This window comes from Pseudoalteromonas sp. XMcav1-K (assembly GCF_044005875.1).
In the GTDB taxonomy this organism is placed as follows: Bacteria; Pseudomonadota; Gammaproteobacteria; order Enterobacterales; family Alteromonadaceae; genus Pseudoalteromonas; species Pseudoalteromonas spongiae.
Map to the genome: position 1 here is coordinate 190232 of NZ_JBIPJE010000045.1, position 26367 is coordinate 216598.

A 26367-nucleotide genomic window follows, 5' to 3' on the forward strand; every position below is an offset into this window, starting at 1 on the left:
AACACATTATGTGTTTTGACACTTAATATTGAAAAAAGTTATCCCATAAATCATCTAATTGCGTTTTGGCATCTTTAAGAGGCAACGCGGTATACCCGTCTTTTTGTTTTGAAACGAGTTTAAAACGTTCTAACTTTAATAACGCATCGCTAATTTCAAAATCTAAGGTACATTGATAATTATGTTCAAACCAGCTTTCGATTGCGCTGTCTAATTCGTCTGCGCTTTGCGGTTTGCCAGCATTGAGTAAAAAGCTATATGCAATAATCGCTTCTTTACAGTCCTCTTCTTCTGCCGCGTCGACTAGTGTATGAAATACACCTGCATTGTTGTCTAAGTTTTTAAAATAAAGGTTATCTGATAACGCTTTCATAAACTTAATTTTTCGATTTTTAAATTTAGTCCATTCTTTAAAAATAAAGCTGCCAAATACTCCTAAACCAAGTCCAAGACTGATTAAATGTTGTTGACTAAACTCCACGCCTTCACTTCGTAATCCTAACCAATACGATAACAGCGCAACCAGTAAAATAATCGATGCGCCCAATTTGGTTACCAAGACAACGGCGCCGCCAACAGCGGCTGATGCACTGATGATCACTTTATCTATTGGCCTCATGCGTACTTCGCTATTAGGAAACAACATTTCTAAATCAGCCTTTGGTACGTTTTGAAACAGCTTAATAATGGTTGAACCGGGCTCAAATCCTAACGGCGTTTTTTAGCGTGTTGAAAGTATGCTTCATCTTTAAAACGGATAAACACCGCAACTCGCTCATAATTGGTAAAACGAATAGCTTGTTTTTTTAGCCCCCACCAAGTGCGTAATGTTTCATCTTTTTGAGAGGCGCCGCGGCGGTAAAAAACCACTTCAGCAAAATCATCAAACGCCACCTCAAGCCTTACTTTAAAAAGTGACTCTTCGCTTAACGCGTCTTTTAAATCTTGGTCGGTTATCCGCTCAAAATTAGCCGCGTTTAGAATATCGCTAAAGGCCTGCGCGAAACGTTTTTGGCACGTGTGTTTATCGTTTTCAGATAACGGTACTAAAGCACGCGTATCAGCGTTGGGGTTAAACGGCGCATAATTATCTTTCAATAATTCCAACCGTTTATGGTATTCAAAATGAATAATGCTAGAAAAAAGTTCTGCAAACTCCTTAAATGATGCGTGTTTATCATTTGGTAGCAGTGTTTGACACATGCTCACAACATCAGACTTACGAAACGATATATAACGCTCTAATGACATGGTTTTAGATAGCTAGATTGGTATGGTTTAGACTTTACCCGTTAACGCGCAGTAAACCAATTGCCAAAGCACAAAAAAAAGGCCCTGAAAAATCGGGCCTTTTATAAACACAACACAATTACGCAAATGGTTTATTGTTTTTCTTTTACCACAGCAACAAGTAATGCGGGTAAGAATGTCAGCGTAAGTATTGTAGAAACCAAAATACCACTCATCACAATCACACCTACCCCGCGGTAAAGCTCTGTGCCATCCCCAGGGATTAACACAAGCGGCGCTAGACCAAATAAGGTAGTAGCAGTAGACATAAGAATTGGCATTAAACGTTTTTCGAGTGCTTGTTCAACCGCTTGCTTTACACTTAACCCCTGTTCTATAACAAAACGGCGGGTTTGATCAACAATAAGAATTGGATTGTTAACCACAGTGCCAAGCAAAATTAAAAAGCCTAACATGGTGATCATATCAAATGGTTGGTGATAACTACTTAAACCAATACTGCCTAACACGCTATTTACCCCGTTAACAAGCACAAGACCTAATAAGCCGCCAGCCATGCCTAATGGTACTGTTGCCAAAATAAATAACGGATAGCGCCAATGTGTAAATATGGCTACCAATAACAAGTAACTCAGTGCCAAGGCAATAATAAAGTTACTTGAAAGCGCCTCTTTTGTTGCTTCTAATTGATCAGCTGCGCCACTAATATTCACTTTTATGCCTTGCGCGATTTTACCTTGCTGCCAAAGGGCTGGTAACAACTCATTGCGCACTAATTGTTCCGCTGTTTCTAGGGCAACATCTCGCGGCGGAATAATGTACACAGTCACAGTACGATTACCATCAACACGACGAATTGAGTTGCTGTTGTTTGAATTGGTTAAATCAGCCAAAGCGTGAAGCGGTAAAATATTACCCGAAGGCGTTACTATTGGAGAGCTGGCAAGCTCCGCCATATTTTGGCGATTGCCAGCACCGCTAAACAAAAACATGTCAATTTTGTCATCGTTTAGAATAAACTCGTCTACATAGGCACCATCGCTCATTGCCGCGATTGCATAGCCAAAGTCACTGTTATTAATACCTAGTTCGGCTAAACGCTGCCAACGCGGTTTAATTTCAACTAACGGCTGCTCAAGCGCTAACGAGCCGGGATCTGAGTTTATTTGTGGCTTATCAAACACCACATTGGCTTGCTCATAAACGGCTTCTGCCGCGCCGTATAAATCAATAATATTACTGCCAGCAATATCCACAGCAACTGCACGCGTACCGCCATCATTGCTTGATATAATTGAACCGCGCGAACTAAATGCACGCATATTCGGATAAGAGCGGAACTTATCGGTTACCGCTTCCATCATTTGATTGATATGATCTGGATTTACCGGTGCGCTTAAAAACCAAATACGCCCCACCGATACCGACATCGAGTAATAATCAAGCGGTGGCATCATCTCTTTACCGGCAATAAAATCGGCGCTATCGGCGTGAATATATCCATCAAAATATTCCCGTAATTCTTTACCGATTTTTTGCATTTCAGATAAGTTGTAACTTGGCGGCGCAATCATCATAGAAAACGCTTTTGGTTCTTCTCCTTCAGGCAAATATTCTGCCGCTGGCATAAACCAAAGTGCACTACCCAAAATACCTACGGCGAAAACGGCAACAGCAATACGCGCGCGTTTTGTTGATTTGCTGAGCCATGCTGCTGGTTTTAGCCACTTGTTTGACAGTTGCAGCTGCTTACCTTCACTGAGTTCTTGTTTTTTACCTATATTGGCAATAGCCGTAGGGACAATAAATATCGCAACCAACATAGACGCAATAATGGCACCTGAAATCGCGATAGCGATATCAGAATAAAGCTGACCGGCTTCTTGTTGCACAAATAAAATTGGCGCAAAGACCATGACAGTAGTTGCTGTTGATGCAAGTACTGCTGGCCATACTTCTTTTACCCCGTTAATTGCGGCGTCGCGTTTACTGGTGCCATTAACCTTTGCTTGCACAATCGCCTCTAGCACTACAATGGTGTTATCCACCGTCATACCAATTGCGAATGCCACACCAGCAAGAGAAATAACATTAATCGTGCGGCCAAATAAACTCAGCGCTAAAAACGCAGCGATGGTACAAAGTGGAATACCAATAATACCCACCAAAGTGGCGCGACCTGAACGCAAGAAAAAATACATGACTAAGGTTGCAAGCAAGCCACCTAATGCCAAGTTTACCCAAACATTTTTTAATGAGCTACGCACGTATTTCACATCGTCGCTCATCAATTTTAACTCTAGGCCATTTTGACTCAACAGTTGTTGATTGAGCTCAGCGACAATCGGTAACATCGCATCTTTAATTGCTAGTACGTTTGAGCCACTTTCACGGCGCACCGATAAACTTAATGTACGTTCGCCATCGGAAAAAGACATACCACGTGTTTCAAAATGGTCAAGCGTTACGCTAGCCACTTCTTTTAGCAAAATATTTGCACCATTTTTACGTGCAATAATCAGGTTTTCTAACTCGTTTAAGCTTTCAAAGCGCGATACTACACGCAGCAAATAACGGCTTGTTCCTGACTCAATATCACCCGCTGAGGCATCTTTGTTACGGCTACGAATTGCGGTTCTTAATTCTGGTAAACTAATCCCGCGTTGTGCTAATCGATGTGCGTTCACTTTAATTTGAATTTGCCTTTGCGCACCGCCACCCACTCGCACTTCGGAAACACCCGAAACACTTTCCATGCGGGGTCGCACATAGTCTTCAGCAAAGTCGCGTAGCAAATCGACATCTAACTCAAGTGGGTTACCCGACAATGGTTTGAGCGTAAAATACATAAACGCATTGCCGGAAAACGAGCTCGAAAACAGTCGCGGTTGGTCAACGTTCTCAGGATATGCAGGAACTTGACTTAGGGCGTTGTTAACTCGAATAAGTGCATCGTTGGCATCTACACCAAATGGAAACTCTAATTCAATGCTAGCAGAGCCCATTTCGCTGTAAGACACCATACGTGACAGGTTCGCAAGGCCGCGTAAATAGCGTTCTTGTTCAATAATGATTTCTTTTTCTACATCCTGTGGTGTCGCACCAGGCCAACCGGTTTGCACAGTAATAGTTCTGACTTCAAGATCGGGGATCATTTGCACCGGAATGTTAAGCGCGGTTACTAATCCCAATATGCTGGTGATCAGTACACAAACCGCAACTAACGTGCCGCGTTTTACTGCCGCTGTGATCATTGCGCACTTCCCTTAACTGATCTTACCGTTACTTTTAAACCATCGCTAAGCGCTTCAACACCACTCATTACAAACGCATGATTACTCGGTGCATTTGTGACGGCAATGCGTTCTGCTTGCTCTGCGATCACATTAACGATATGACGTTTAGCTACGTTGTCGGTCACGGAAAACACACTGTATCCGCCATCTGGGTGGTGCTTTAATGCCGTTTTTGGCAGCCAGAGTTTTTCTTGTGCTGATTGCTGGAGTGCTATTGTTGCTGTTGCTGAAATACCCGGAATCAGTGCGATTGATTTATCAATATCAATAAATACTTTAAAGGTACGTGATAATTCACTTGTTGCGCCAACAACATTAGAGATACTCGCTTTAAATTGGCTTGCGTGTTGTAAATCTGGTGTGATGTTCGCAACTAAATTCGTTTGCTTAAAATTGGCGTAATATTCTTGTGGAATTTCAAGTTCAAGTCGTAATTTGTCGTTTGCAACTAACGAAAAAACAGTGGCTTGTGGCGTTACCCATTCACCCACCTCCGCAAAGCGATTAACAATAACACCTGAAAATGGCGCATGAAGCGTATGTCGATTTACAATTTCTTTTCGCTCAGCAAGCAACGCCTTAGCTTGAGACAGAGAAGCTAACGCTTTTGCACGTGTTGCTTTACGCTCAGCAATTAATGTTTTTGCAACCACCTGTTGCTTTGACAGTTTAATTACTTCTTGGTACAAACGCTCCGCTTCTTGATAGGCTATTTCGCTTGCCTCTAAGCTTGCTAACGCTTGCTGATACTGGGCTTTTGCAATACTGCTGTTTAATTCAAGTAATGTATCACCAGCGCTTACGTGGTCGCCCGCCTCTACAAATAGCTTTGCTACAACACCTTGTTGCAATACAGTTACTTTGGCATCTTGCTTTGATTTAATCGTGCCCGACAGCGACAGTTGCTCTGCGAATTGATTTACTTGGGGGTAAATTAAATCAACGGCAATTTCCTTTGCTGTTAGCAACGAAGTGTTAAAAGATAAAACAATAAAGGCTAAGGCTAACCTTACGCGCACGACACACATAGCTATCTCACTTTACATTAATGATAATTATTTCTATTTATTGTAAACGTCTACGCATAAAAACACACCCGTTTGCGACTAAATACACAATTTTACGTGTGAATGTATTATGTTTGTTCAGAATTTATACGTTTTAATTGAGTATTTGAAAAGAATACAAACACTACAACTACTTACCTTTGGCTAAATGGCAAAAATCTGATGCAACAATAGACAGTAGCGAGCAACACGCTTTAGTATTAACAGCCATACAGTTACAAACTTAGCCAACTATGACCATAAAACTAAACCAACACGATAAACAACAGTGCATCAGTAAACTGCAAGATTACTTTGATAAAGAACTTGATGTTGAACTAGGTCAATTTGATGCAGATTTTCTATTGGACTTTATTGCAAAGGAACTAGGAGCCGCCTTTTACAACCAAGGTATTTACGATGCACAAGCGTTATTGCAAAGTAAAATTGATACCCTAAATGACGGTTTTAGCGAACTTGAAAAGCCTATTCGTTAATTAAATTCATATGCAATTGTTGCGAGAAAAAATTACAATTCTATTCAAATTCAATTGTTAAACTTACTATGATCATTTCAAACCACCAGCACGATATTAAAACTGCAACAGGTGTTATGCGCACTTATCGTTATTCTCCTGTTGAATCTGGCAGCTACCCTTGCATCATTTTTTATTCCGAGATTTTTCAAAAAACTGCGCCAATAGCGCGTTCTGCAGCCATTTTAGCGAGCCATGGATTTCATGTTTTATTGCCTGAGGTATTTCACGAGCTAAACCCAATCGGTACCGTACTTGCCTACGATGACGCAGGTAAAGATAAAGGTAATCAAGATAAATGGAACAAGCCACTTGAATCGCATGATAGTGATACAGTTGCTTTAGTTGAATTTGCTAAAGCATTACCCAATTGCACTGGTAATGTTGGCGCAATGGGCGTGTGTATTGGCGGCCACCTTGCCTATCGCGCAGCGTTAAACCCTAATATTAAAGCGGCATTTTGTTTGTATGCGACGGATATTCATAGTGATACATTGCCAGCGAAAGCAGGTAATAATTCGCTAGAACGGATGTCAGATATTAAAGGCGAAATTCACTTTATCTTTGGCAAGCAAGACCCACATGTTCCAGTGGATGGACGTATAAAAATTTATCAAACCTGCCAACAAACTGGCATCAATTTTCAATGGCAAGAAGTTAATGCGCAACACGCGTTTATGCGCGACGAAGGTGAACGTTACGACGCTGCACTTGCAATACAGATGTATCAACAAGCCGTTGCACTATTTCAGCGTAAATTAGTGTAATTATTAACAAGGTTAGATTAATGTAGTAATCAGGTTTACATTGCTACATTATTAACCTTACTTTAACCTTTTCTTACAGACCCTTACACTTTTAGACGAAGACTTACATAAGTAATATTTACCACGTTAAATTCTAGGCCTACACTCCTGTTACGTACTAATAGCAGGAACGCTAATTGTGAATACTTTAGTCTCTGTGACATCACAAAAAACAAATAATGCAGTAATAAAATGGAATTTATACTACATAATCGCAATCATCGCTGTCTGTCTTATTGTTAATGTCAGCATTCGCTTAGATTATTATTTCTTACAAGGTATCCCTGAACTTTCGTTTACCGAAACCTTGCAAGGCTTAGCACTTGTTTGCATCAATCTGTGCTTTTACAAAATGATAAAGGCACCAAATGTTGGTGCTGGCAGCTTACTTGTTTTTGGCTTTTTTACCGCCCTGTTAATACGAGAGTGCGACTTTTGGTTTGACAAAATCACTCATGGTTTTTGGTTTTACCCCGCCATGCTTACAACGCTTGTTACGTTAGTTTTGTTTTCAAAGCGAGGTAAAAGTGGCTTTACCGAGTTTATTAACTTACTGCGAGTACCTGCCATGAACAAGGTAATCGTAGGTGTGATTGTATTGATTATTTTTAGCCGTATTTTTGGTACTGGTAGCTTTTGGCGCGATGTAGTAAGCCAAGATGCCTTTGTTGTAAAAACCATTATTCAAGAAGGTTTAGAGCTACTCTGCTACTGTTTTATTACTATTGGTGCTTGGGAAACTCGGCAACAACTTAACATCCTGAACAATAACGAATGTGGTGCGCTTTAACGCACTACATTTAGTTTAAAAGCTAAAATCTACACCTGCGAAAACGCTTCTGCCTACCTCGGCGTATCCATAATCGAATGCGTCTTGGTCAATCCGTTTATCGAATAAATTGGTAATACCCACCCTAAAAGCAATTGTTTGCGACAGTGTAAAACGGCTTCCTAAGTCAACCATGACATAACCATCTGCTGGTGTTTTCTGCCATGTTGGTGCCATTTCAATATACTGTTCACCAATATAGTTCAGATTGACATAGGTACTGAGTGACTCAATAACTTGCCAATTTAATTTTATATTTGCTTGGTGTTTTGGCGTTTTAATTAACGGTAGGTTGTCACTTTTGTTTTCACTATCAATATAGCTGTAGTTAAAACTAAGATCTAACGTATCAAGTACCTGCCAAAGCACATCGAACTCAATGCCTTTTGTCGTCACTTCATTGATATTGATATGTTGGATCATTGGCTGGTTATCTGGTGTTACACCGACAAATGTGCTGGTGTCGCGTGCAATCATATCTTCAATCTCATTATTGAATACGGTTGCTCTAACAAAGCCAAAATCAGTTTGATAACTTGCTGATAGCTCATAACTCACCGACTTTTCAGGTTCTAAATCGGGATTACCAACTAATACACAGCGTCCACCACAACTTATCGTTGCAAAATCAGCACTACTGCGCCACATTGCGGGTGCTTTAAACCCTGTACCGACACCGCCTTTAAACGTTAAATCACTGTTAGCGTTATACACTAAATACGCACGTGGACTAAAATGTGACCCAAACTCACTGTGATCGGTAACACGCCCGCTAAACGTCGCAGTCATTTCGTCAGAAAGCGCCCATTCATCTTGTATGTAGGCTGCAAACTGAGTATTTGAGGTTTCTTTTGCGTAGTCTCTAGGGTGACTTAGTGTATTATCAGAAACATCAAAACCCGTTGTGATCAAATGATTTTCGCTTCCAAATACTGCTCGACCATCTACATTGTGATTTGTTTGCGTTCCCGTTGTTAATGCTAAGCGAGCGTTATCTTCTTGAATATCTGTTTGCTCAAAATAGTAGTTAAACTCACTGTTTCCCCACTGCCATTCTCGCGCATAATTAACACCAAAATTAACGCGTTCACTCTCATAAAAGTTAGCGACATACGCGCCATCAGGCGCTTGCCATAAATTATAACTTTTATCTTCTTCTAGGTATTCAAGGTTCGCGCTTAACGTATCTTGCGATGTGACATGCCATAACACACTCGTATTTACGCCTGCACGTTGTTGTTTTTCTGTCTTAGAGGTAATTCCATAGTCAGAATCATCTGGTTGCCAAGGGTTGCGATCGCTCCAGTTCACGCCGAACGTCGCTAAAACCCTATCATCTATCAAAGCACCACTTGAAAACACACCAACTCGTGCTAGCTCGCCGCCGCCATCGATTGGCATACTGTAGTCAATATTACCATTGGTTTGCCATTCATTGTTTGCTTCTTTTAGAATGACGTTAATTACACCACCAATGGCTTCACTACCATAAATAGCTGACATTGGGCCGCGAACAATTTCAACACGTTCGATTGCCGTCATTGGTATGCTCGACAAATCAAACGAGCCTCTAATTAATGCCTCGCGTGAATTCACTCGCTTGCCGTTAACCAGTAACAATGTGTAGCTCGGGTCTAACCCTCGTAGACTAACGGATGCTTCACCATTTCCAGAACGGCGTACATTAACCCCGACTACGTCTTGTAGGCTGGTTGTAATATCCGTTGCTGGGATCTTGATGATTTCTTCAAAATCAATAACACTCACCGAGGCTGGTGCATTAAGTAATGTTTGTTCACCTTGCGTTGCTGTCACTACAATTACATCATGAATTTGAGCGTCGTCCGCATACACGTAATTACTAACGAGTAATGTACTGACAAATGCTGCAAGCTTATTTAACCTCATCGTTTATTATCTTCCTGTTTGTTAATAAATAAATCAGTCCATCAGCCAATTCATTACGCCAAACATAAGAATCGTGCCCCCCTGAGAACTCGTGGTACTTTACCGTATAGCCTTTTGCGTTGAGTACATCACGCAAATGGCGATTACTTTCCAGAATATCAATTGTGAAATAACCTGTTTCAAATACTCCTGCGTTCATGTAAATCGACAGTTTTTTGTAGTGATCGCGAGCGATTTTACGCGTTAGCCACTGCGGTTCTGTTTGCTCTTTACTCCCTTCACGTGGCGACCACCAAAATGAGCCTGATTGACTTAACACATTGCCAAATACGTCTGGGAATTGCATTGCAACATACATTGACGCAAGTCCACCGAAACTAGAGCCCGATAAAACCGTGTTGTGTGCACTTGGTGATAATCCATTTTTTGCTAGCCAAGGCATAAGTTCATTCGCCATAAACCATGCAAAATCTGGATTTGGTGGTAGCTCCTGGCCTCTGGTTTTTCTGGATACATTGCTTACGAATACCGCATTAACAGGTGGGATTTTTTTGTCGTTTACTAAGTTGGTTAGCGTATTGGGTACTTTTAGTTTTGACTGATAATTTTTTCCGTCGAAAAACAAAATTGTTGGTGATATTGGTGTTGCATCTTTATGTTTATATACGGCGATATCGCGAGTGTTGTTTAGACGAACACTCTCGATAGTGTGCTGCGTCAAGCTGTAAAAACTTTCTGAAACATCGCGTAAATACGGCGAATGTTTTGTATCTTTTAATGTTAAAATTGAATGTGTTGTGTATTTATCGGTACCATCAAATTGCCATGTTTTCGGGTTGAGCGGGTCTTGTTGTTTCGTGGCCATTATGGCAATTCGCGAAGCGCGAGGTTGATTAGGTACATGCGGCACATCCGGTGCCAATTGATATGAAATCAAACTGTCTGTTGGTAAACGATACGTTTTAAACCAAATATCAGTGCCTTTTATTTTTTCTAAATCTTGATGACTGCCAAAAGGCGCGCCAAATAGTCGTACATTATGACGCGCGCCGCGCCACAAAAATGTTACAAGCGCATCAGTTTGTTCATATTCAATTAAAGGTGTGCCCTCTTTCGCAACGTTTTGCCAAAATTCATCTACTATCTTGACCTTGTTATTACTTTTTAGCCTTGTTATTAACGATTGCATAGTGGGACTAAGTAACGTTTCGTTATCTGACACAGCAGGTTGTGAAATAGGCTCAGAGAGATTAATCGTCGCTAAATTTTTATTAGAACTGGTTACGCGTACTTTATACTGCTGATCCCTTTGTGCTAATAAATACAGTTTAAAGGTGTTCTGCTGCTTAGCTAACACCCGCACTAAACGTTCATATTCGTCAATTAACTCTGCTTTAATAAAAGGCTTTGAAAACGAAAACTCTCCGGTTATATATTGGTCTTTTTTAAGTTTAATTGAATGAAAAAATTCGTGAGACTTACCAACGGTGCTGGCGAAACACACCCCACCTGACAATAGGAAATACAAATAAACACCAAAACGAAACATTATTAAATCCATGTAATGAGAGTGATTTGCATTATCACTCATGCAGAGTGGGTTTTCAATATTTTTAACGTGATATTAGGCAGTTATGAAATTTTAGGCTGTTAAACTTTCTAGACTAAGAAAGTTTAACATGTAAAGGTATAGCGAAAACGTGCCGCTACTGTGTTAAATAACAGCCTTTAAAGGATTGCGTACAAGGCAAAGTTTCTATTGTCGAATGTGTGATAGAAAACTGTTGAGCTAACATGTCTTTGATTGACTGCAAATCATCATTACTCAGCGTAATGCTGGCCTCAAGATGAAGGGTTGTGTCGTCCAACTGCCACACGTGCAAATGGTCAACTGCAGTCACATTATCTTGTTCTAAGATTGCTGAATACACACTATCAACATCGACATCAGCATGCGTACCTTGCATCAAGATAATAACGCTTTGCTTCGCATAATCAGCGCCATGGTAAAGCACATACACAGAAATTAATATGGTGGCGATTAAATCGATAACATACCATTGATATAAAATAATTAATGTGCCTGAAATGATTACAACAAGTGACGCTAAAGCATCTGATAAATTATGAATAAACGCCGCTTTTAAATTTAAATTATCCTTTGCGCCTGCTTTGTATGTAAGCCACGCAGTTGCGACATCAATCACCAACGCAATTGCCGCGATGTAAACAACAATCCAGCCATCAACTGGCGACGGATTTAAAAACTGACTAAACGCTTCAAAAATTAGGTAACAGCCAACTAAAATTAAAATTGTGCTATTGACCAAAGCGCCAAGGATCTCAGCGCGTTTATAGCCAAATGACATTACGCTAGTGGCAGGTTTTCTTGCGATTCGCCGCGCAAAAATTGCAATTACAATGGCTCCTGCGTCACTTAAATTGTGAAGTGCATCCGCAACAAGCGCCATACTACCAGACAAAATACCACCAATAATCTGCGCTACAGTCAGCAATACATTAATCACAACGGCAAGTGATAATTTGTTATCGCCGCTATGATGATGGTGATGATGTGAATGTGACATTCGATTTCCTTATGCTATTTGGCGGTATTGTTGTGTGTTAACCAGTTCAGTTGCGTCTTTACACTCAAGTGGTTTACTGAAAAAATACCCTTGTACTTTATCTACATGTAAGTCGATTAAGGTACTTTTCTGAGCGGTGTTTTCAACACCCTCTGCAACAATGGTTAAGTTTAGCGCTTTTGCAATGGCACATATTGCTTTTACAATTTGTAAGCCAGCTTCACTGGATAAATCGTTAACAAACGAGCGGTCAATCTTCAAGCCATTTAGTGGCAACGCCTTTAACCTAGCCAAGGAACTGTACCCTGTTCCAAAATCATCAATGAGTAAGTGATACCCTGCATCTGATATACACTCCAGCACGGGAATAATATCAGCTTGATTTTCCATCATTGCAGATTCGGTAATCTCAAGTTGTAACAGCGACCTTGAAACGACGTTTTGGCACTCTAACCAATCGATTAGCTCGTTATTTTTTAGTTGTTTTGGGGAAACATTCACGTTCACAAAAAGTTGATTTGATGTATCCAAATTAACACTAGCACAAAAGTGTGCGGCTAATTTCGCAACATGTAACCCAACTTCTGATATTTTGGCCATATCTTCAATAATAGGCACAAACTCAAGGGGCGAAATAGTGCCAAGGTTATCATCATGTACTCTGAGTAATGCCTCAAAGCCTAAAAGCCGATTTGATTCTAAACAATATATTGGCTGATACACCAATCTAATTGCCGATAAATAACTATCATTACTGCAAAAAGTTTCAATTTCACGTTTACGACGGTTTGCGATGGCAAGTTCATCATTATAAAAAGAGTACTGATCTCTTCCCATTTTTTTTGCACGATACATCGCAAGATCGGCTTCATGTAATAATTGTTCAGGACATAAATTACAAGGCGCCGCGATAGTACGTACGCCAATACTCGCTGTTATACATTGGTATGCAGCCTGCTGTTTTCTCAATTGATGAATTGCGTAAGTCAGTCGCTCAACGACGCTCTCAATCGAAACGTTTAACCTATTTTGTGCGATAAACAATGCAAACTCATCGCCGCCAAGGCGCGCTACTTCACCATAGTTTGAAAATTCGCTTTGAAGTAATCTGGCAAACGCTTTTAACAGTGCGTCACCTACCTTGTGCCCATAACCATCATTAACCAATTTAAATCTATCAAGGTCAACGTATAAAAGGTGATAACTGCCTTTTCGCCTTGTAAGTTCATTACCAACACTATCTAAAAACGCTTGTCGGTTTAATAAATCGGTAAGTGCGTCGTGCTCAGCCTGATACCTTAGTTTTTCTTCATGTTGTTTGGTGGCGGTTATATCAAGTAAACGCCCCTCAAATAGCCTACGCTCTGCGTCATTTACCCAATGCCCTTTTAATAACAAACAATAGGTATTGCCTAGTTTGTTTTGCACAAATAACTCTTGCGAAAATTCATCACTTTTACATGCTAAAAATGAATGTTGTTGTTGCGCGGACATCAAACCACAAATATTGTTATTTGCGTCATCTGGTAATAAGAGACCAATAAACGCAGGATTCCTCTCTAAGATCTCGCCTTTGTCGTTACAACAAAATAGTCCTTCGGAACAATTTACAAACAAGGTTTTGTATTTTTTCTTGGTTTCTAATTGTTGTTCTAGTGCTTTTACTTTGAGTTGTGACGTGGCTGCTAAATTTTGCTGTGTTTTCTTTAATGAATACGTTTTGATACGAACAAGGCGGTTAACATGTGCATATTGGTTACGAATAGTGACTAAATACATTATAAGCGCGAAGCCAAATAGTATAGCTAAGGTGCAAAATCCTGCACTAATAAGGTAATGACTATGGCGCACGTAACTTGGGTTAAAGTAGGCAATATCCAATGTTTTATCAAAAAATGAGATGCGTTTTCGCGCTAATGGTTCAGCAGAAGACAAACCTAATGTATTTTGCCAATCTGAATTATAAATGGGTTGATTACGTAAGCTGATTGTAATGTGCTGATTTTGCGTATCACCAGATGCATGAATGTAATCGAAAAAGCTCTTAACGTTAAACCTCAGTGACACCGTTTTTACATCAGCGGCATTGAGAATAACGCTCCAAAACTCTGAATTTGGCCACTCTTTTACAATATAGGCTTTAGCGTTGTCATTGTTGATCGATATTGTACTACCAACTAAGTGACCAAAATCAGATTCTGGGTAATTAGCCAGCAACACATAATTTTCATACTGATTAGAGAAACGAATACTATCGCTAAATGAAAAATCGAACACCCCAACTTGTTGCATATAATCTTCTACAAATTCAACATTGTTTGGCGTTACGCGATAATAGAACTCTATGCTTGAATCAAACGCTAAACCGCTAATTTGGTCATCAATCAACGGCTTAACGCGCTCTTGCGTAACACTTGATGACGCACTATACAGACTAGCAATCCCCGAAATTAAATTTTCTACATAATCACTTTTACTTACAATTGCCTTACTATAGCTTGAAAGTTGAAACTGCCACTGCTCGGACTGTTTTTGCTGTAATTGCGATGCAAACCAATATGCCAGCGCTATGCACGCAATCACATAAATAACAAATACCAATAAATAAGGTTTATATTTATTAATGAGCAAAAAATCAGGTTTCATCTATAGACTTATCGCTAGAACTAGTTAAAAATACAGTAACGATAATAATTCCTATTACCATTTATGAGAAGTGTTATTTTCCTTTTTATCTCGTTTTTTGCATTAACTGCACAGGTATTAGCCAATTCTGTAGTAAACGTATACTCATTCCGAAAGGCTGAAATAATTTCTCCTTTAATAACCGCGTTTGAACAAGAGCATAACGTGCGGGTAAATCTGGTTTATGGAAAACCAAAAGCGCTGGTCAATAAATTCATTGCCAATGCAGACAATAGTCAAGTAGATGTATTACTAACGTCTGAATTAGGGCAACTTCAATCGGTAAAGCACCTACTACAACCAATAAATATTCGAACATCGCCAGTCTCACCTGAATTAGTGGACGATGAAAAGAAATGGGTGGCACTGTCTTTAAGAATAAGGGCATTGTTTTCACTAACAAACGAACAGCCAATCACGTCATATAGCGAATTAAACAGCGAGAAATTTTACGGTAAGCTTTGCAACCGTGATTTTAATCATAGCTACAATCAACAAATGGAAAAATCACTGCAAGCCATTGGTAATACCCAAGATGTAAAGTGGCTAAAAAATTACGTTTCGCTCTTAAATAAACGCCCTTCTGGCGGCGATCGGGACCAGTTGCGCGCTGTATTTAAAAATCAATGTGATTATGCGCTCGCAAATCACTATTACTATCACATGCTACGTAACAGCAAAAAGCCATCGGACCGTGAAGTTGCGGCAAGCTTAAGCATGCATTTTTTAACAACATATAAAGGAAAAACGCCCGTTTCAGCGACTGCCGCGGCAATTAGTCAATTCGCGCCAAATAAAGAAAATGCGCAGCAATTTGTTAACTTTTTACTATCTTCTAATGCGCAAGCAATGATTGCAAATGAGCTTCATGAATTTGCGGTAAATAAGCACGTGCGAGATCGCCAATTAGTGCAGTACCCAAATTTGTCACTGTCGTTGCAAAGTGTAAAACGGGCACTTTAATAAACCAAGCCCATTTTCAGGCGTTTTTGTGAGATTGGTTTATACTTAAGCGACTAGCAAAAGTAATAATAAGTTGTTATGCAAAAAGCGTTGTGGTTATTGGTAGTGTGTTGTCAGTGTTACAGTGCGCAAACGTTACCACCGGAAGAATGTCAGACCCCGCTTTCACTATCAATCACCAATGATTGGTATCCCTATGTTAAATTTTCTAAGTTTGATAGCACTACTGGTGTCGATGTAGAGCTACTCAAAAAAGTGCTCGAAAAAATGGACTGTGAACTCACCATAATTCACTTTCCTGAACGTAGAACTCTTTTTGAACTCACTATCGGTAATTTTGATATTGGCCTTGGCGCCAGTAAAACACCTGAGCGGGAACGAGACTTTTACTTCTCAAAGACATATCGCCTAGAACGAAATCGATTCGCCTATCGAAAAAACGACCACGGCGTTAAGCAAAGTAAAAGTTTCAAATCAATTATTAGACAGCGTAAGCTGATTGGCGTTAACTTGGCGGGTTGGTACGGTGACGAACTAGAGCGTGCCAAACAAGCGTACAACGGCTTTGTTTTTTCAGAAACAACAATTAAACGCTTGGAGATGTTAGTTAAAAACCGTGTCGATATTGTGATTGATGACGACATTGTACTTTGCAGCGAAATATCAAGACAAAACCACTCTCAGGTGGTTATTCACCCTTTACTACTGTCACAAGCAAGTATTCATTTTATCTTTAATAAACAGAGCGTTTCACCTAATTTTATGGCGCGCTTTGACACTGCACTAATTAAAGTATTAGCCAATGGCGAGCTTGAAGCGTTGTTCTCGCATTATGTATCGCCAAGCTGCGCTGAGCAGCTTATCTAGCTATCTTTTTTCTGCAAAACCTTCGTTATAAAATAAAGCGCGCTATCGCTATGTTGTACCATAAGATAGTGTTAAAATGCCGCCAATTTTGATTCGATGAAAAATATATAATGCTTAGTTCAAACAACATCACCATGCAATTTGGTGCAAAGCCACTTTTCGAAAATATTTCAGTTAAATTTGGTGACGGTAACCGTTATGGTCTAATTGGCGCTAACGGCTGTGGTAAATCAACCTTTATGAAAATCTTAAGCGGTGAGCTTGAACCAAGTGCTGGTAATATTTCATACGACCCAAATGAGCGCATTGCAAAGCTAAATCAGGACCAGTTTGCCTACGAAGAGTTCAGTGTTGTTGATACCGTAATTATGGGTCACAAAGAGCTGTGGGATATCAAGAAAGAGCGTGACCGCATTTATTCTTTGCCTGAAATGAGTGAAGAAGAAGGCATGTTGGTTGCTGACCTTGAAACCCAATTTGCCGAAATGGACGGTTATTCAGCCGAAGCAAAAGCCGGTGAATTACTGCTAGGTGTCGGTATTCCAACCGAGCAACATTATGGTTTGATGTCGGAAGTTGCACCAGGTTGGAAATTGCGTGTGCTACTTGCACAAGTACTGTTTGCCGAGCCAGACATCATGTTACTTGATGAACCGACCAACAACTTGGATATCTACACCATCAAGTGGTTAGAGGATATTTTGAATCAACGTGATTGCACTATGATTATTATTTCCCACGACCGCCATTTCTTAAACTCAGTATGTACGCATATGGCTGATATTGACTATGGTGAATTACGTATTTACCCGGGTAATTACGATGAGTACATGTTTGCCGCAACACAAGCACGCGAGCGTTTATTATCAGATAACGCCAAGAAAAAAGCACAAATCGCCGAACTACAACAGTTCGTATCTCGCTTCTCTGCTAACGCATCAAAAGCAAAGCAAGCGACATCTCGTGCTAAGCAAATTGATAAAATTCAGTTAGAAGAAGTAAAGGCGTCGAGCCGTCAAAATCCATTTATTCGTTTTGAACAATCAAAACAATTATTTAGAAATGCACTTGAGCTCGAAAGCCTTGCACAAGGTTACGACGATACTTTATTCAGTGATTTATCTGCGCTTGTTGAGGTAGGTGAAAAAGTAGCGATTATTGGTGAAAACGGCGTAGGTAAAACCACGCTATTACACACCCTAGCGAATCGCCTGCCTGCGAAAAGTGGCAGCCTTAAGTGGTCTGAAAATGCAAACATTGGCTACTACGCACAAGATCATGCAGATGACTTTGCGACCGATATGGATCTGTTTCAATGGATGGAACAATGGCAACAAGAAGGTGATGATGAGCAAGTAGTACGTGGTTATTTAGGCCGTTTACTGTTTTCTCAAAACGACATCAAAAAATCAGTTAAAGTAATTTCTGGTGGTGAACAAGGTCGCATGCTATTTGGTAAATTAATGATGCATAAGCCAAATATCTTATTAATGGATGAACCAACAAACCACATGGATATGGAATCGATCGAATCACTCAACCTTGCGTTAGAACAATACCATGGTACTTTGTTTTTCGTATCCCATGACCGCCAATTTGTATCGTCTCTTGCAACCCGTATTTGGGAAATAAAAGACGGTAATGTAATTGATTTCCAAGGTACTTATGACGAATACCTTGCAAAAAAAGCAGCTGACGAAGCAAAATAACCCGGGTTAGCTTAACCAATTACATTCTTGAAAAGGCGCTATTTATTAGCGCCTTTTTATTAGCTACGCCAAACAACGCGAACACTTTCAAAAAACAACGCTGTCATAAAAAATTCATATACTAATTTTGTACATAATAAAATCAACATCCAGAATAAGTCTCATTGATTTTAAACAGTTTTATTTAAATGTTACGTATATTTAATCTGCCTTTACTTTTGCTTTATGACAGTTTTATTGCAGTTAACGTAATCCTTTCGTATCTTATTCTTGTTCAAGGTGAACACATGTTTATATATTTTAAGGAAATTTCATGACTCGTAAGTTAACACTCTCGTTGCTTGCAGCATCAACCCTCAGCCTTGTCGGCTGCGGTGGCTCATCAACTTCACACGAACCAGCGCCAATCGTACCTAATTCTGGCGAACTTAATATTGGGTTTTTAGGACTTCCTGACGGTGCGTCTGCAGATGTGTTGGTTGAAGGCCCCAACGGTTATTCCAATACCGTTAGTACCAGTACCTTACTTACGCAACTCGCCCCTGGTACCTACACACTTTCAAGCGTTGCCCAATCCATAAACAATAAACGTTATCTCGGCATAAACGAATCGATATCGTTGAACGTTTCAAATGGTCTGGTTTCAAATGCGATTTATGAATTTGGCTATGCAACGCAAACCATAGGTACAGTAAGTGGTTTTGGTAGTTTGTATGTCAATGGTGTTCGTTACAATACCGATAATGCCGACTTTACAATTAATGGCCAACCAGGCTCAGAAGATGCAATCCGTTTAGGTGATCGCGTTGTGCTTTCAGGCTTAACCAACAACCAAGGCCGTTTTATTGCAAATAGTGTTAACTACGAAGCAACAGCGACCGGTCACATTCAGCACATAGACTATGCTAATGAGACAATAACAGTACACGGCCAAACATTTGTCTTAACCGGTGAATCTAACTTAGAAGAGGTTACCTTTGATGCGTTAAAACAAGGTGACTTTGTCGAAATCAGTGCCGTATATTCAGAACAAAGTGGCTTTTTAATCTCCAAGCTAGAGCGTAAAGACGATGAAGACACGCTTTCTCTTACCGCAAAAGTCACAGCGCTGGATAGTGTTAATAACACCTTAACAATCAACGACACAACTTTTGATACATCAAACGTAACTGTACCCCCAGAGCTTGCTGTTGGTGATATTGTCGAAATTGAGTTTAACCAGCTAAATGATGTTAACGTTATTACTGACATCGAAATTGGGCACTATGATGAACAAGATGGTGTGTCTGTTATTTTAGACGGTCCAATAGTCAATGTTACAGATAGCAGTATTACAATTGCCAATACACAAGTATTGATCAATGACGACACGGATTTTGAAGATATATCATTAGCGCAACTTGCAAACGGTACACGAGTCGTTGTTGAAGCAATCATTATTGATAATCAACATATTGCTGAAGAAATCGCGCTGTATGTTAGTGCAGACAGTGATATTGAAGGTGTAATCACCGATATTGATCTGGCATTAAATAACATTACGGTAAATGAGCGCGAATACACAATCACACCGTTTACCCTCTTTGATGATGAATCAGGCGCCGACGATAAACAACTAGCGCTTTCAAGCTTAGGGATAGGCGATTTTGTTGAAATCGATTTTTATAACGATGATAACGGCAACGCCTTTGTGACTAAGTTAGAGCGTGAAGAGCAACCTGAAAACGACGATGACATTTCGATTTCAGGCAAGGTTAGCAATATTAACCTTGATACCAATACCTTTAACGTTTCGGGTATTACAGTGTTTGTAAATGCATCGTCAGATCTTGAAAACCGTTTTGGCAATGATGTACCTGTTCAAGACTTTATGGCATCACTTAGCGGTAACGATAAATTGGAACTAGAGGTATTCAAGACATCGGAAGATGGCTACCTAGTGCTAGAAGCAAAATACCAAGATAGTTACGACGATAGCTTTGACATTGAAGGTTCAGTTACAGAGTTTAATAGTATTCAAGATTTTAACGTAAACGGTTTTCAAATCATTACCGATGAAAACACGCAATTTTCACATCCACTAGATATGTTTCAAAACGGTGTCGAAGTTGAAATCGATGCAGTACAACAAGATGGCAACACCCTGCTAGCACTTGCTGTTGAACTTGAAGGTGAGAATGATACACGCGAAATCGAAGGTGAAATTACCGCGATTCAAAATGATACCATTACTGTTAACGACACTGCCATTTTGCTAACTGCCGATACCCAGTTTGAGAATGGTACACGTGAGCAGTTAAGAGAAGGCGTGACGGTTGAAATCGACGCGTTCATTAACGGCCAAGGTCAACTTGTTGCGACTGAAATAGAATTTGAACAACAAGATGACATTGAATTAAACGGTTCAATCACAGAAATAGTAAGCGATTTTCAATTTAAGGTTAACGACACCCTTGTTTACTTTGATGCCAATACACAATTTGAAAATGGAAATCAAAGCAAACTCGCGCTCGATGTACTTGTAGAAGTTGATGCGATTGAAACCGCAATTGGTTTGTATGCCGCTGAAATCGAGTTTAAAGCAAACGAAGAGTTTGAAATTGAAGGTGAAATTCAAAACCTAACCGACACTCAATTTACATTAAGTGACGTTGTTATCAACTACTCAAGCGATACCCAGTTTGAATTAGAAGGTAATCAACTTGAAAATGGCTTAAGTGTTGAAGTGGCTGGCACAATAGATAAAAAGGGCCAATATATCGCATGGCGAATTGCCTTTGATGACTAGGCACTCATAGATATCACACACTAAAAGAGTACGTTCTTAAAATGAACGTACTCTTTGTTACATTAATTTAACTCGCTGGCAAGATTGAAATAATTTTACTTTCGTTTTTATTTCGGTCATTTATGGTTAGGTAGATTGTGCCATTTGGCGCGGTAACCACATCACGAATACGCCCTAAACCTTTCAGAATAATCTCATCTTCAATTACCTGATTATTTTCAATACGTAAGCGATGCAATTGCTTTTTCGCTAAGCTGCCAACAAACAAGTCGCCCTGCCAATTTTTAAACACATTTCCGGTATAAAAGTTAATACCAGCAACCGCAATTGATGGCGTCCAATGGTGAATTGGCGACTGCATACCTGGTAATTCAGTGTGTTTGGTTATCGGCGTACCGTTATAATTCATACCAAACGTCACTTTTGGCCAACCATAATTCACACCTTTGGTGAGTAAGTTAAGCTCATCGCCACCGCGTGGGCCGTGCTCGGTTGACCATAAATCCCCTGTTGTTCGATTTATGGTTAAGCCTTGTGGGTTACGATTACCATACGTCCAGATTGTTTGTTGTGCGCCCTTTTCATTATAAAACGGGTTATCTTTTGGAATACGTCCATCTTTAAAAATACGGTGTATTTTACCGTTCTGCGTTTTAATGCTTTGCGCATCATTTTGATGGCCTTCATCACCGTTAGTAAAGAACAAGTAGTCGCCTTGAATAGCGAAACGTGAGCCAAAGTGCCAACCGCGATTTTTACGGTTTTCTGGCTTCGCCTCAAACAAGGTTTGCTCTGAATCCCATTTACCATCGCTTATTTTGCCGCGCACAATTTTAGTAAAGGCAATCTCGTCACCGTTATCCTTTTTCCCTGCAGCTTGACTAAACGACAAATAAATCCACCCGTTTTCGCTATATTGTGGGTCGGGATATACATCAAGTAAGCCTCCTTGACGGTTATGCCATACCTCAGGAATGCCAATTACTTGCGTTTTTTTGCCGTTTTTCGACATCATCCACAGCTCACCCTGGCGAAGCGTATACAGTAAACTGCCGTCCGGTAAAAAGTCCATCGCCCAGATAATTCCGTCACTGGTCAGAACTTCTTGTGTCGTTACGGTTTGATGCTTTGTGGTGAATATTTTACCAAGAGATGATTCTGGCGCTTTTTCTCTTTCTACTTTAGCGCCCGCTTCGCGAATATATACAACAAGCGTTCGTACTTGTTCATCGCTTAGTGTTTCACCAAATGCTGGCATGCCAACGTTAGCAATACCATTTTTGATTGCATTGGTTAGTGCTTTATCAGTGCCATCTGTTAGCCATGTGTTATCAACTAACGAGGGAGCCATTGCGCCCATTAATGTTTCGCCATGGCAAGACGCACAGGTAGATTTAAACAATTCTTCAACCTTTGCCTGTGATGGCAAACTTGCAATGCTTGCTAACATCGCCCCTAATATCGGTAACTTATTCATTTTTTGATACATATTATTATTTCACGGTAGATCGAATGCACGGTAATTACAGTATAATGTGCCGAGTTTCTGTTTTCAGTCAAGTTGCGTTTAAAGGTTTGTTTCGTGCGAGAAGTGTTTAAAAAGTCGTTAGTTGTTTCATTATTAAGTGTTCATTTCACATCATTGGCCGAGCAAAATAGTCCGAGTTTTGCCGATATTGAAACCATAGTAACAACCGCGTCGCGCACCAAGAAACGCCATTTTGATCTGATAGGCAATACCAGCATTATCTCAAAAGATGCGGTTGCTACCGTTAACGCAGAGCACTTAAATCAAGTGTTAAGTTTAGCGTCGGGGGTATGGTTAAGTCGTGGTAATGGCCAAGAATCATTGCTTTCGTTGCGTTCGCCTGTGTTAACAGGGGCAGGTTCTTGCGCTGAATTTTTGATGTTAGAAAATAACATTAGCCTACGGGCACCCGGATTTTGTAACGTAAATCAATTGTTCGATAGCCATTTTGAAATAAGCGACCGCATTGAAGTAGTAAAAGGCAATAATTCAGCACGTTATGGTTCAAACGCAATCCATGGCGTAATCAACATTAATAATACGCTCTACGCCAGCGAAAATCAGCTCACTCTAGACATGGGCAATGATGATTTTTACCGGCTAAACGCAAAGGCAAGTAACGATTTTGACAATATGCAGTTAGGTGTTGGCGTAACCGTTACGAGCGATGGCGGTTATCAGTTGAGTTCCGGTTATCAACAGCAAAAACTATCAGTCTCGGCACAACACCAGCTCGGCAATTGGCAAACAACACACCATTTTAGTGTAACTAATCTCGAGCAAGATACCGCAGGTTATTTACAACAAGGCGAAAATGCATATAAAGATAAATCGCTGTTGAAAATTAATGAATTTCCAGATGCCTATCGCGACAGTGTCGCTATGCATTACAGCATGCAAAATAGCGCTGAAATAAACAATGCCCTATGGCAACTAACGCCTTATCTACGTTACACAGATATGACGTTTTTAATGCACTTTTTACCTGGAACGCCTATTGAAGAGAACGATCACCATAGCATTGGACTGCAGCTATCTCGATATGCAGAAGTGACGGATGCCTTGTCGCTTAAATTAGGTAGCGACCTCGATTTTACCCAAGGTTCGTTACAACAATATCAAACAAATGACACCATATCAGATTCGGCGTTTTTAAGAGCGGTACTTCCCAAAGGACAACATTACGATTACACGGTTAATGCAAAAAGTTACGCGCTTTATGGTCAGCTTGATTATCAAATAGCAGCCGATCAGAATGCTTTTTTAGCGCTTAGACATGATATTACCGAATACGATTACGATAACGCATTAAGCACAGGTAATTTAAAAGATGACGGCACTGCGTGTGGCTTCGGCGGTTGTCGATACACTCGCCCCGCTAATCAAACCAATCGCTTTAACGATACAAGCTACAGCCTTGGCTATTCTTTAACGCTAAACGACAATACGATTGTATTTGCTAAACTAGATAACAGTTTTAGAGCACCACACACCGCCGAACTTTATCGCCTGCAGAACAATCAGCAACAAAATGACATAACCAGTGTCGACGCAAACCAGCAAGAGCTTGGCCTGCGTTTTCAAACAGAAACGGTATTCGGTGAGCTTGCGTTTTATCATCTAACTAAGAAAAACGCGATTTATCAAGATTCAGACAGACATTATCTCAATGGTTTATCGACTCAGCATCAAGGGCTCGAGTTTGATCTCACCTGGCGCCTTAACGACATATTTAAAACGCGTTTGAACTCAAGTTATGCAAAACACACCTATGAAAATAATCCAACGAATGGGCAGCAGCTCAAAGGCAATGAGATAGATACCTCTCCACGCTTAATAGCAAACCTCGTTCTTGATTGGCAAATAGCGCAAAACATAACCAGTCAGTTTGAACTAAGGCATCTTGACGGCTATTACTTAGACGATAAAAACACGCAAACATATAGTGGGCATATGGTTTCGAATTTACGTGCAAAATGGCAAATAAACAGCAATTTCTCTATCGCATTTGCCGTGCTTAATGTATTTGATACACGTTTCGCTGAAAGGGCCGATTACGCGTTTGGGAATCACCGTTATTTTATTGGCGAGCCACGTAATGCCAGTGCAACTTTGCGTTATCAGTTTTAATTTAAAACCGGTGCTTTTAGGTAACCCCAATTAAAACCGTTAAGCGCATTGAACTTAGTAACTAATTGTGGCGTATAAACGTTAGGTATTATTCGGAGAGCACAATGACACGTAAAGAGGTTAAAGTTCCTAGTTCACGCTTGAGTCGAGCGAGTAAGTTTGGCGGGTTATTAGCAAAAGTAGCAACCAATGTTGCCTACAATGGCACCAAGCAACTATTTAGTGGCAATAAGCCGTCCGTTTCGGATCTCGTTTTAACGCCCAGTAACTTGCAAAAGCTAACCAATGAGCTTGCCGCAATGCGTGGTGCTGCAATGAAATTAGGTCAACTTCTTTCGATGGATGCAGGTGAGCTTATTCCACCTGAGTTGAGCCATATTTTAGCAAAACTACGAGACAATGCGCATGCTATGCCACACAAGCAGTTAGTCACTTTGCTTCGTGACGCTTGGAGTGATAATTGGGTTGATAATTTTGCTTATTTTAATCTTAAACCCTTTGCCTGTGCATCTATCGGGCAAGTGCATATTGCCAACGACGATAGCGGAAAAAAGCTCGCGATAAAGTTACAATATCCGGGAGTCAGTAACGCCATAAAAAGTGATGTTGATAATCTAGGGCGTATTTTAAAGCTCTCGGGTCTTATCCCAAAGCAGGTTGATCTCAACACGTTACTTGAAAAAACCGCCGAGCAGTTAATCAATGAAGCAAACTATCAACTTGAGGCAAGCTACATAGAAACGTTTAGCAATAAACTCGACAAGACACAATTTGCTTTACCTAACGTTTCCCCTTTAAGTACACAAACCATTTTAGTAATGAGTTTTATTGAAGGTATGCCTATTGAACAAGCGGCCACACTGCCAGAAGAAACTCGAAATCACTTCGTAAAGAGCTTATTTTCACTGTTTTTTGTTGAATTATTTGAGTTGAAGTTGATGCAAACCGACCCCAACTTTGCCAATTATGTGTTCAATAATGAAACACATACCATAGGCTTATTGGATTTCGGTGCTACCCGAGAGATTTCACCGGCTATATCTAATGGATATTTATCGCTTTTTACAGCGCTAAGTAGCCAAGACAGCGCTCAAGTAGAAGATGCAGCCCGTACCATTGGCTTTTTTAAGCAAGATATCGATACTACATACCTTGAGCAAATACTGGCACTTTTTGATATCGCGTCAATGCCATTACGATTTGATGGCGAATACAACTTTGCAAACTGCACTATCGCAACAAAGTTACGGGCGCAAAGCGTTACAATTAATAAGCGCAAAGACCAATGGCACACGCCACCCGTTGATGCCCTGTTTATCCATCGAAAAATCGCAGGATTGTATTTGATAGCGAAGCGTTTAAACGCAAAAGTAAATGTTAAACAGTTGTTTGCTAAATACGCGGAAGAAGCAAAATAACAAATTTAAAGAATTAATA

16 protein-coding genes and 1 pseudogene are annotated in these 26367 nt (G+C 40.2%); 9 read left to right on the top strand and 8 right to left on the bottom strand.

The window, feature by feature from the left end:
- Positions 1-22: 22 nt before the first annotated feature.
- From ACHSBP_RS13815 to ACHSBP_RS13825, 3 genes and pseudogenes are all read right to left on the bottom strand, one after another.
- Positions 23-1251, bottom strand: a pseudogene (locus ACHSBP_RS13815) (TMEM143 family protein).
- Positions 1252-1382: 131 nt separating this feature from the next.
- The gene (locus ACHSBP_RS13820) at positions 1383-4505 is read right to left on the bottom strand and encodes an efflux RND transporter permease subunit (RefSeq protein ID WP_395389179.1); all 3123 of its coding nucleotides are present in this window, start codon (positions 4503-4505) and stop codon (positions 1383-1385) included.
- Positions 4502-5575: an efflux RND transporter periplasmic adaptor subunit gene (locus tag ACHSBP_RS13825; RefSeq protein ID WP_395389181.1), complete on the bottom strand. Its 1074-nt coding sequence runs from the start codon at positions 5573-5575 to the stop codon at positions 4502-4504. Before ACHSBP_RS13825 ends, ACHSBP_RS13820 begins: the two co-directional genes overlap by 4 nt.
- A 272-nt stretch (positions 5576-5847) precedes the next feature.
- Here ACHSBP_RS13825 and ACHSBP_RS13830 point away from each other — a divergent pair, with 272 nt between their 5' ends.
- The 3 genes from ACHSBP_RS13830 to ACHSBP_RS13840 all read left to right on the top strand — a co-directional run bounded on the left by ACHSBP_RS13830 (position 5848) and on the right by ACHSBP_RS13840 (position 7725).
- The gene (locus tag ACHSBP_RS13830) at positions 5848-6090 is read left to right on the top strand and encodes a DUF2164 domain-containing protein (protein WP_040642641.1); all 243 of its coding nucleotides are present in this window, start codon (positions 5848-5850) and stop codon (positions 6088-6090) included.
- Between the two features lie 68 nt (positions 6091-6158).
- Positions 6159-6896, top strand: a complete 738-nt coding sequence (locus ACHSBP_RS13835; RefSeq protein ID WP_395389183.1) for a dienelactone hydrolase family protein — start codon at positions 6159-6161, stop codon at positions 6894-6896.
- Positions 6897-7074: 178 nt separating this feature from the next.
- Positions 7075-7725, top strand: coding sequence for a hypothetical protein (locus tag ACHSBP_RS13840; protein WP_395389184.1), 651 nt, complete (start codon positions 7075-7077; stop codon positions 7723-7725).
- A 15-nt stretch (positions 7726-7740) separates the two neighbouring features.
- Here the strand turns inward: ACHSBP_RS13840 and ACHSBP_RS13845 are convergent, their stop codons facing one another.
- The 4 genes from ACHSBP_RS13845 to ACHSBP_RS13860 all read right to left on the bottom strand — a co-directional run bounded on the left by ACHSBP_RS13845 (position 7741) and on the right by ACHSBP_RS13860 (position 14906).
- Positions 7741-9672 carry a TonB-dependent receptor domain-containing protein gene (locus tag ACHSBP_RS13845; RefSeq protein WP_395389185.1) on the bottom strand — a complete coding sequence of 644 codons (1932 nt, stop codon included), beginning with the start codon at positions 9670-9672 and terminating at the stop codon, positions 7741-7743.
- Positions 9659-11221 (bottom strand): alpha/beta hydrolase-fold protein, encoded by a 1563-nt coding sequence (locus ACHSBP_RS13850; RefSeq protein ID WP_395389186.1) that lies wholly within the window; start codon positions 11219-11221, stop codon positions 9659-9661. The genes ACHSBP_RS13845 and ACHSBP_RS13850 overlap by 14 nt, the downstream gene beginning before the upstream one ends.
- A 157-nt stretch (positions 11222-11378) precedes the next feature.
- On the bottom strand, positions 11379-12260 hold the full coding sequence (locus ACHSBP_RS13855; protein WP_395389187.1) for a cation diffusion facilitator family transporter: 882 nt from the start codon (positions 12258-12260) through the stop codon (positions 11379-11381).
- A gap of 9 nt (positions 12261-12269) precedes the next feature.
- Positions 12270-14906 (bottom strand): EAL domain-containing protein, encoded by a 2637-nt coding sequence (locus ACHSBP_RS13860; protein WP_395389189.1) that lies wholly within the window; start codon positions 14904-14906, stop codon positions 12270-12272.
- Positions 14907-14969: 63 nt separating this feature from the next.
- Between ACHSBP_RS13860 and ACHSBP_RS13865 the strand changes: the two genes are divergently transcribed.
- The 4 genes from ACHSBP_RS13865 (at position 14970) to ACHSBP_RS13880 (ending at position 21272) form a co-directional block, all read left to right on the top strand.
- Entirely contained in the window at positions 14970-15908 is a 939-nt protein-coding gene (locus ACHSBP_RS13865; protein WP_010559069.1) for an extracellular solute-binding protein, read from the top strand.
- Between the two features lie 78 nt (positions 15909-15986).
- On the top strand, positions 15987-16775 hold the full coding sequence (locus ACHSBP_RS13870; protein WP_395389191.1) for a substrate-binding periplasmic protein: 789 nt from the start codon (positions 15987-15989) through the stop codon (positions 16773-16775).
- A 110-nt stretch (positions 16776-16885) separates the two neighbouring features.
- Entirely contained in the window at positions 16886-18484 is a 1599-nt protein-coding gene (locus tag ACHSBP_RS13875) for an ABC-F family ATPase (RefSeq protein ID WP_395389192.1), read from the top strand.
- 313 nt (positions 18485-18797) lie between these two features.
- Positions 18798-21272, top strand: a complete 2475-nt coding sequence (locus ACHSBP_RS13880; RefSeq protein WP_395389194.1) for a DUF5666 domain-containing protein — start codon at positions 18798-18800, stop codon at positions 21270-21272.
- 67 nt (positions 21273-21339) lie between these two features.
- Here the strand turns inward: ACHSBP_RS13880 and ACHSBP_RS13885 are convergent, their stop codons facing one another.
- Positions 21340-22749, bottom strand: coding sequence for a PQQ-dependent sugar dehydrogenase (locus ACHSBP_RS13885; protein ID WP_395389195.1), 1410 nt, complete (start codon positions 22747-22749; stop codon positions 21340-21342).
- A gap of 105 nt (positions 22750-22854) precedes the next feature.
- On the opposite strand from ACHSBP_RS13885, the gene ACHSBP_RS13890 reads away from it, so the two are divergent.
- Positions 22855-24930 (top strand): TonB-dependent receptor, encoded by a 2076-nt coding sequence (locus tag ACHSBP_RS13890; RefSeq protein ID WP_395389197.1) that lies wholly within the window; start codon positions 22855-22857, stop codon positions 24928-24930.
- 104 nt (positions 24931-25034) lie between these two features.
- A complete protein-coding gene (locus ACHSBP_RS13895) occupies positions 25035-26348 on the top strand; it encodes an AarF/ABC1/UbiB kinase family protein (RefSeq protein WP_010559063.1) in 1314 nt (437 codons plus the stop codon).
- Positions 26349-26367: the final 19 nt, after the last annotated feature.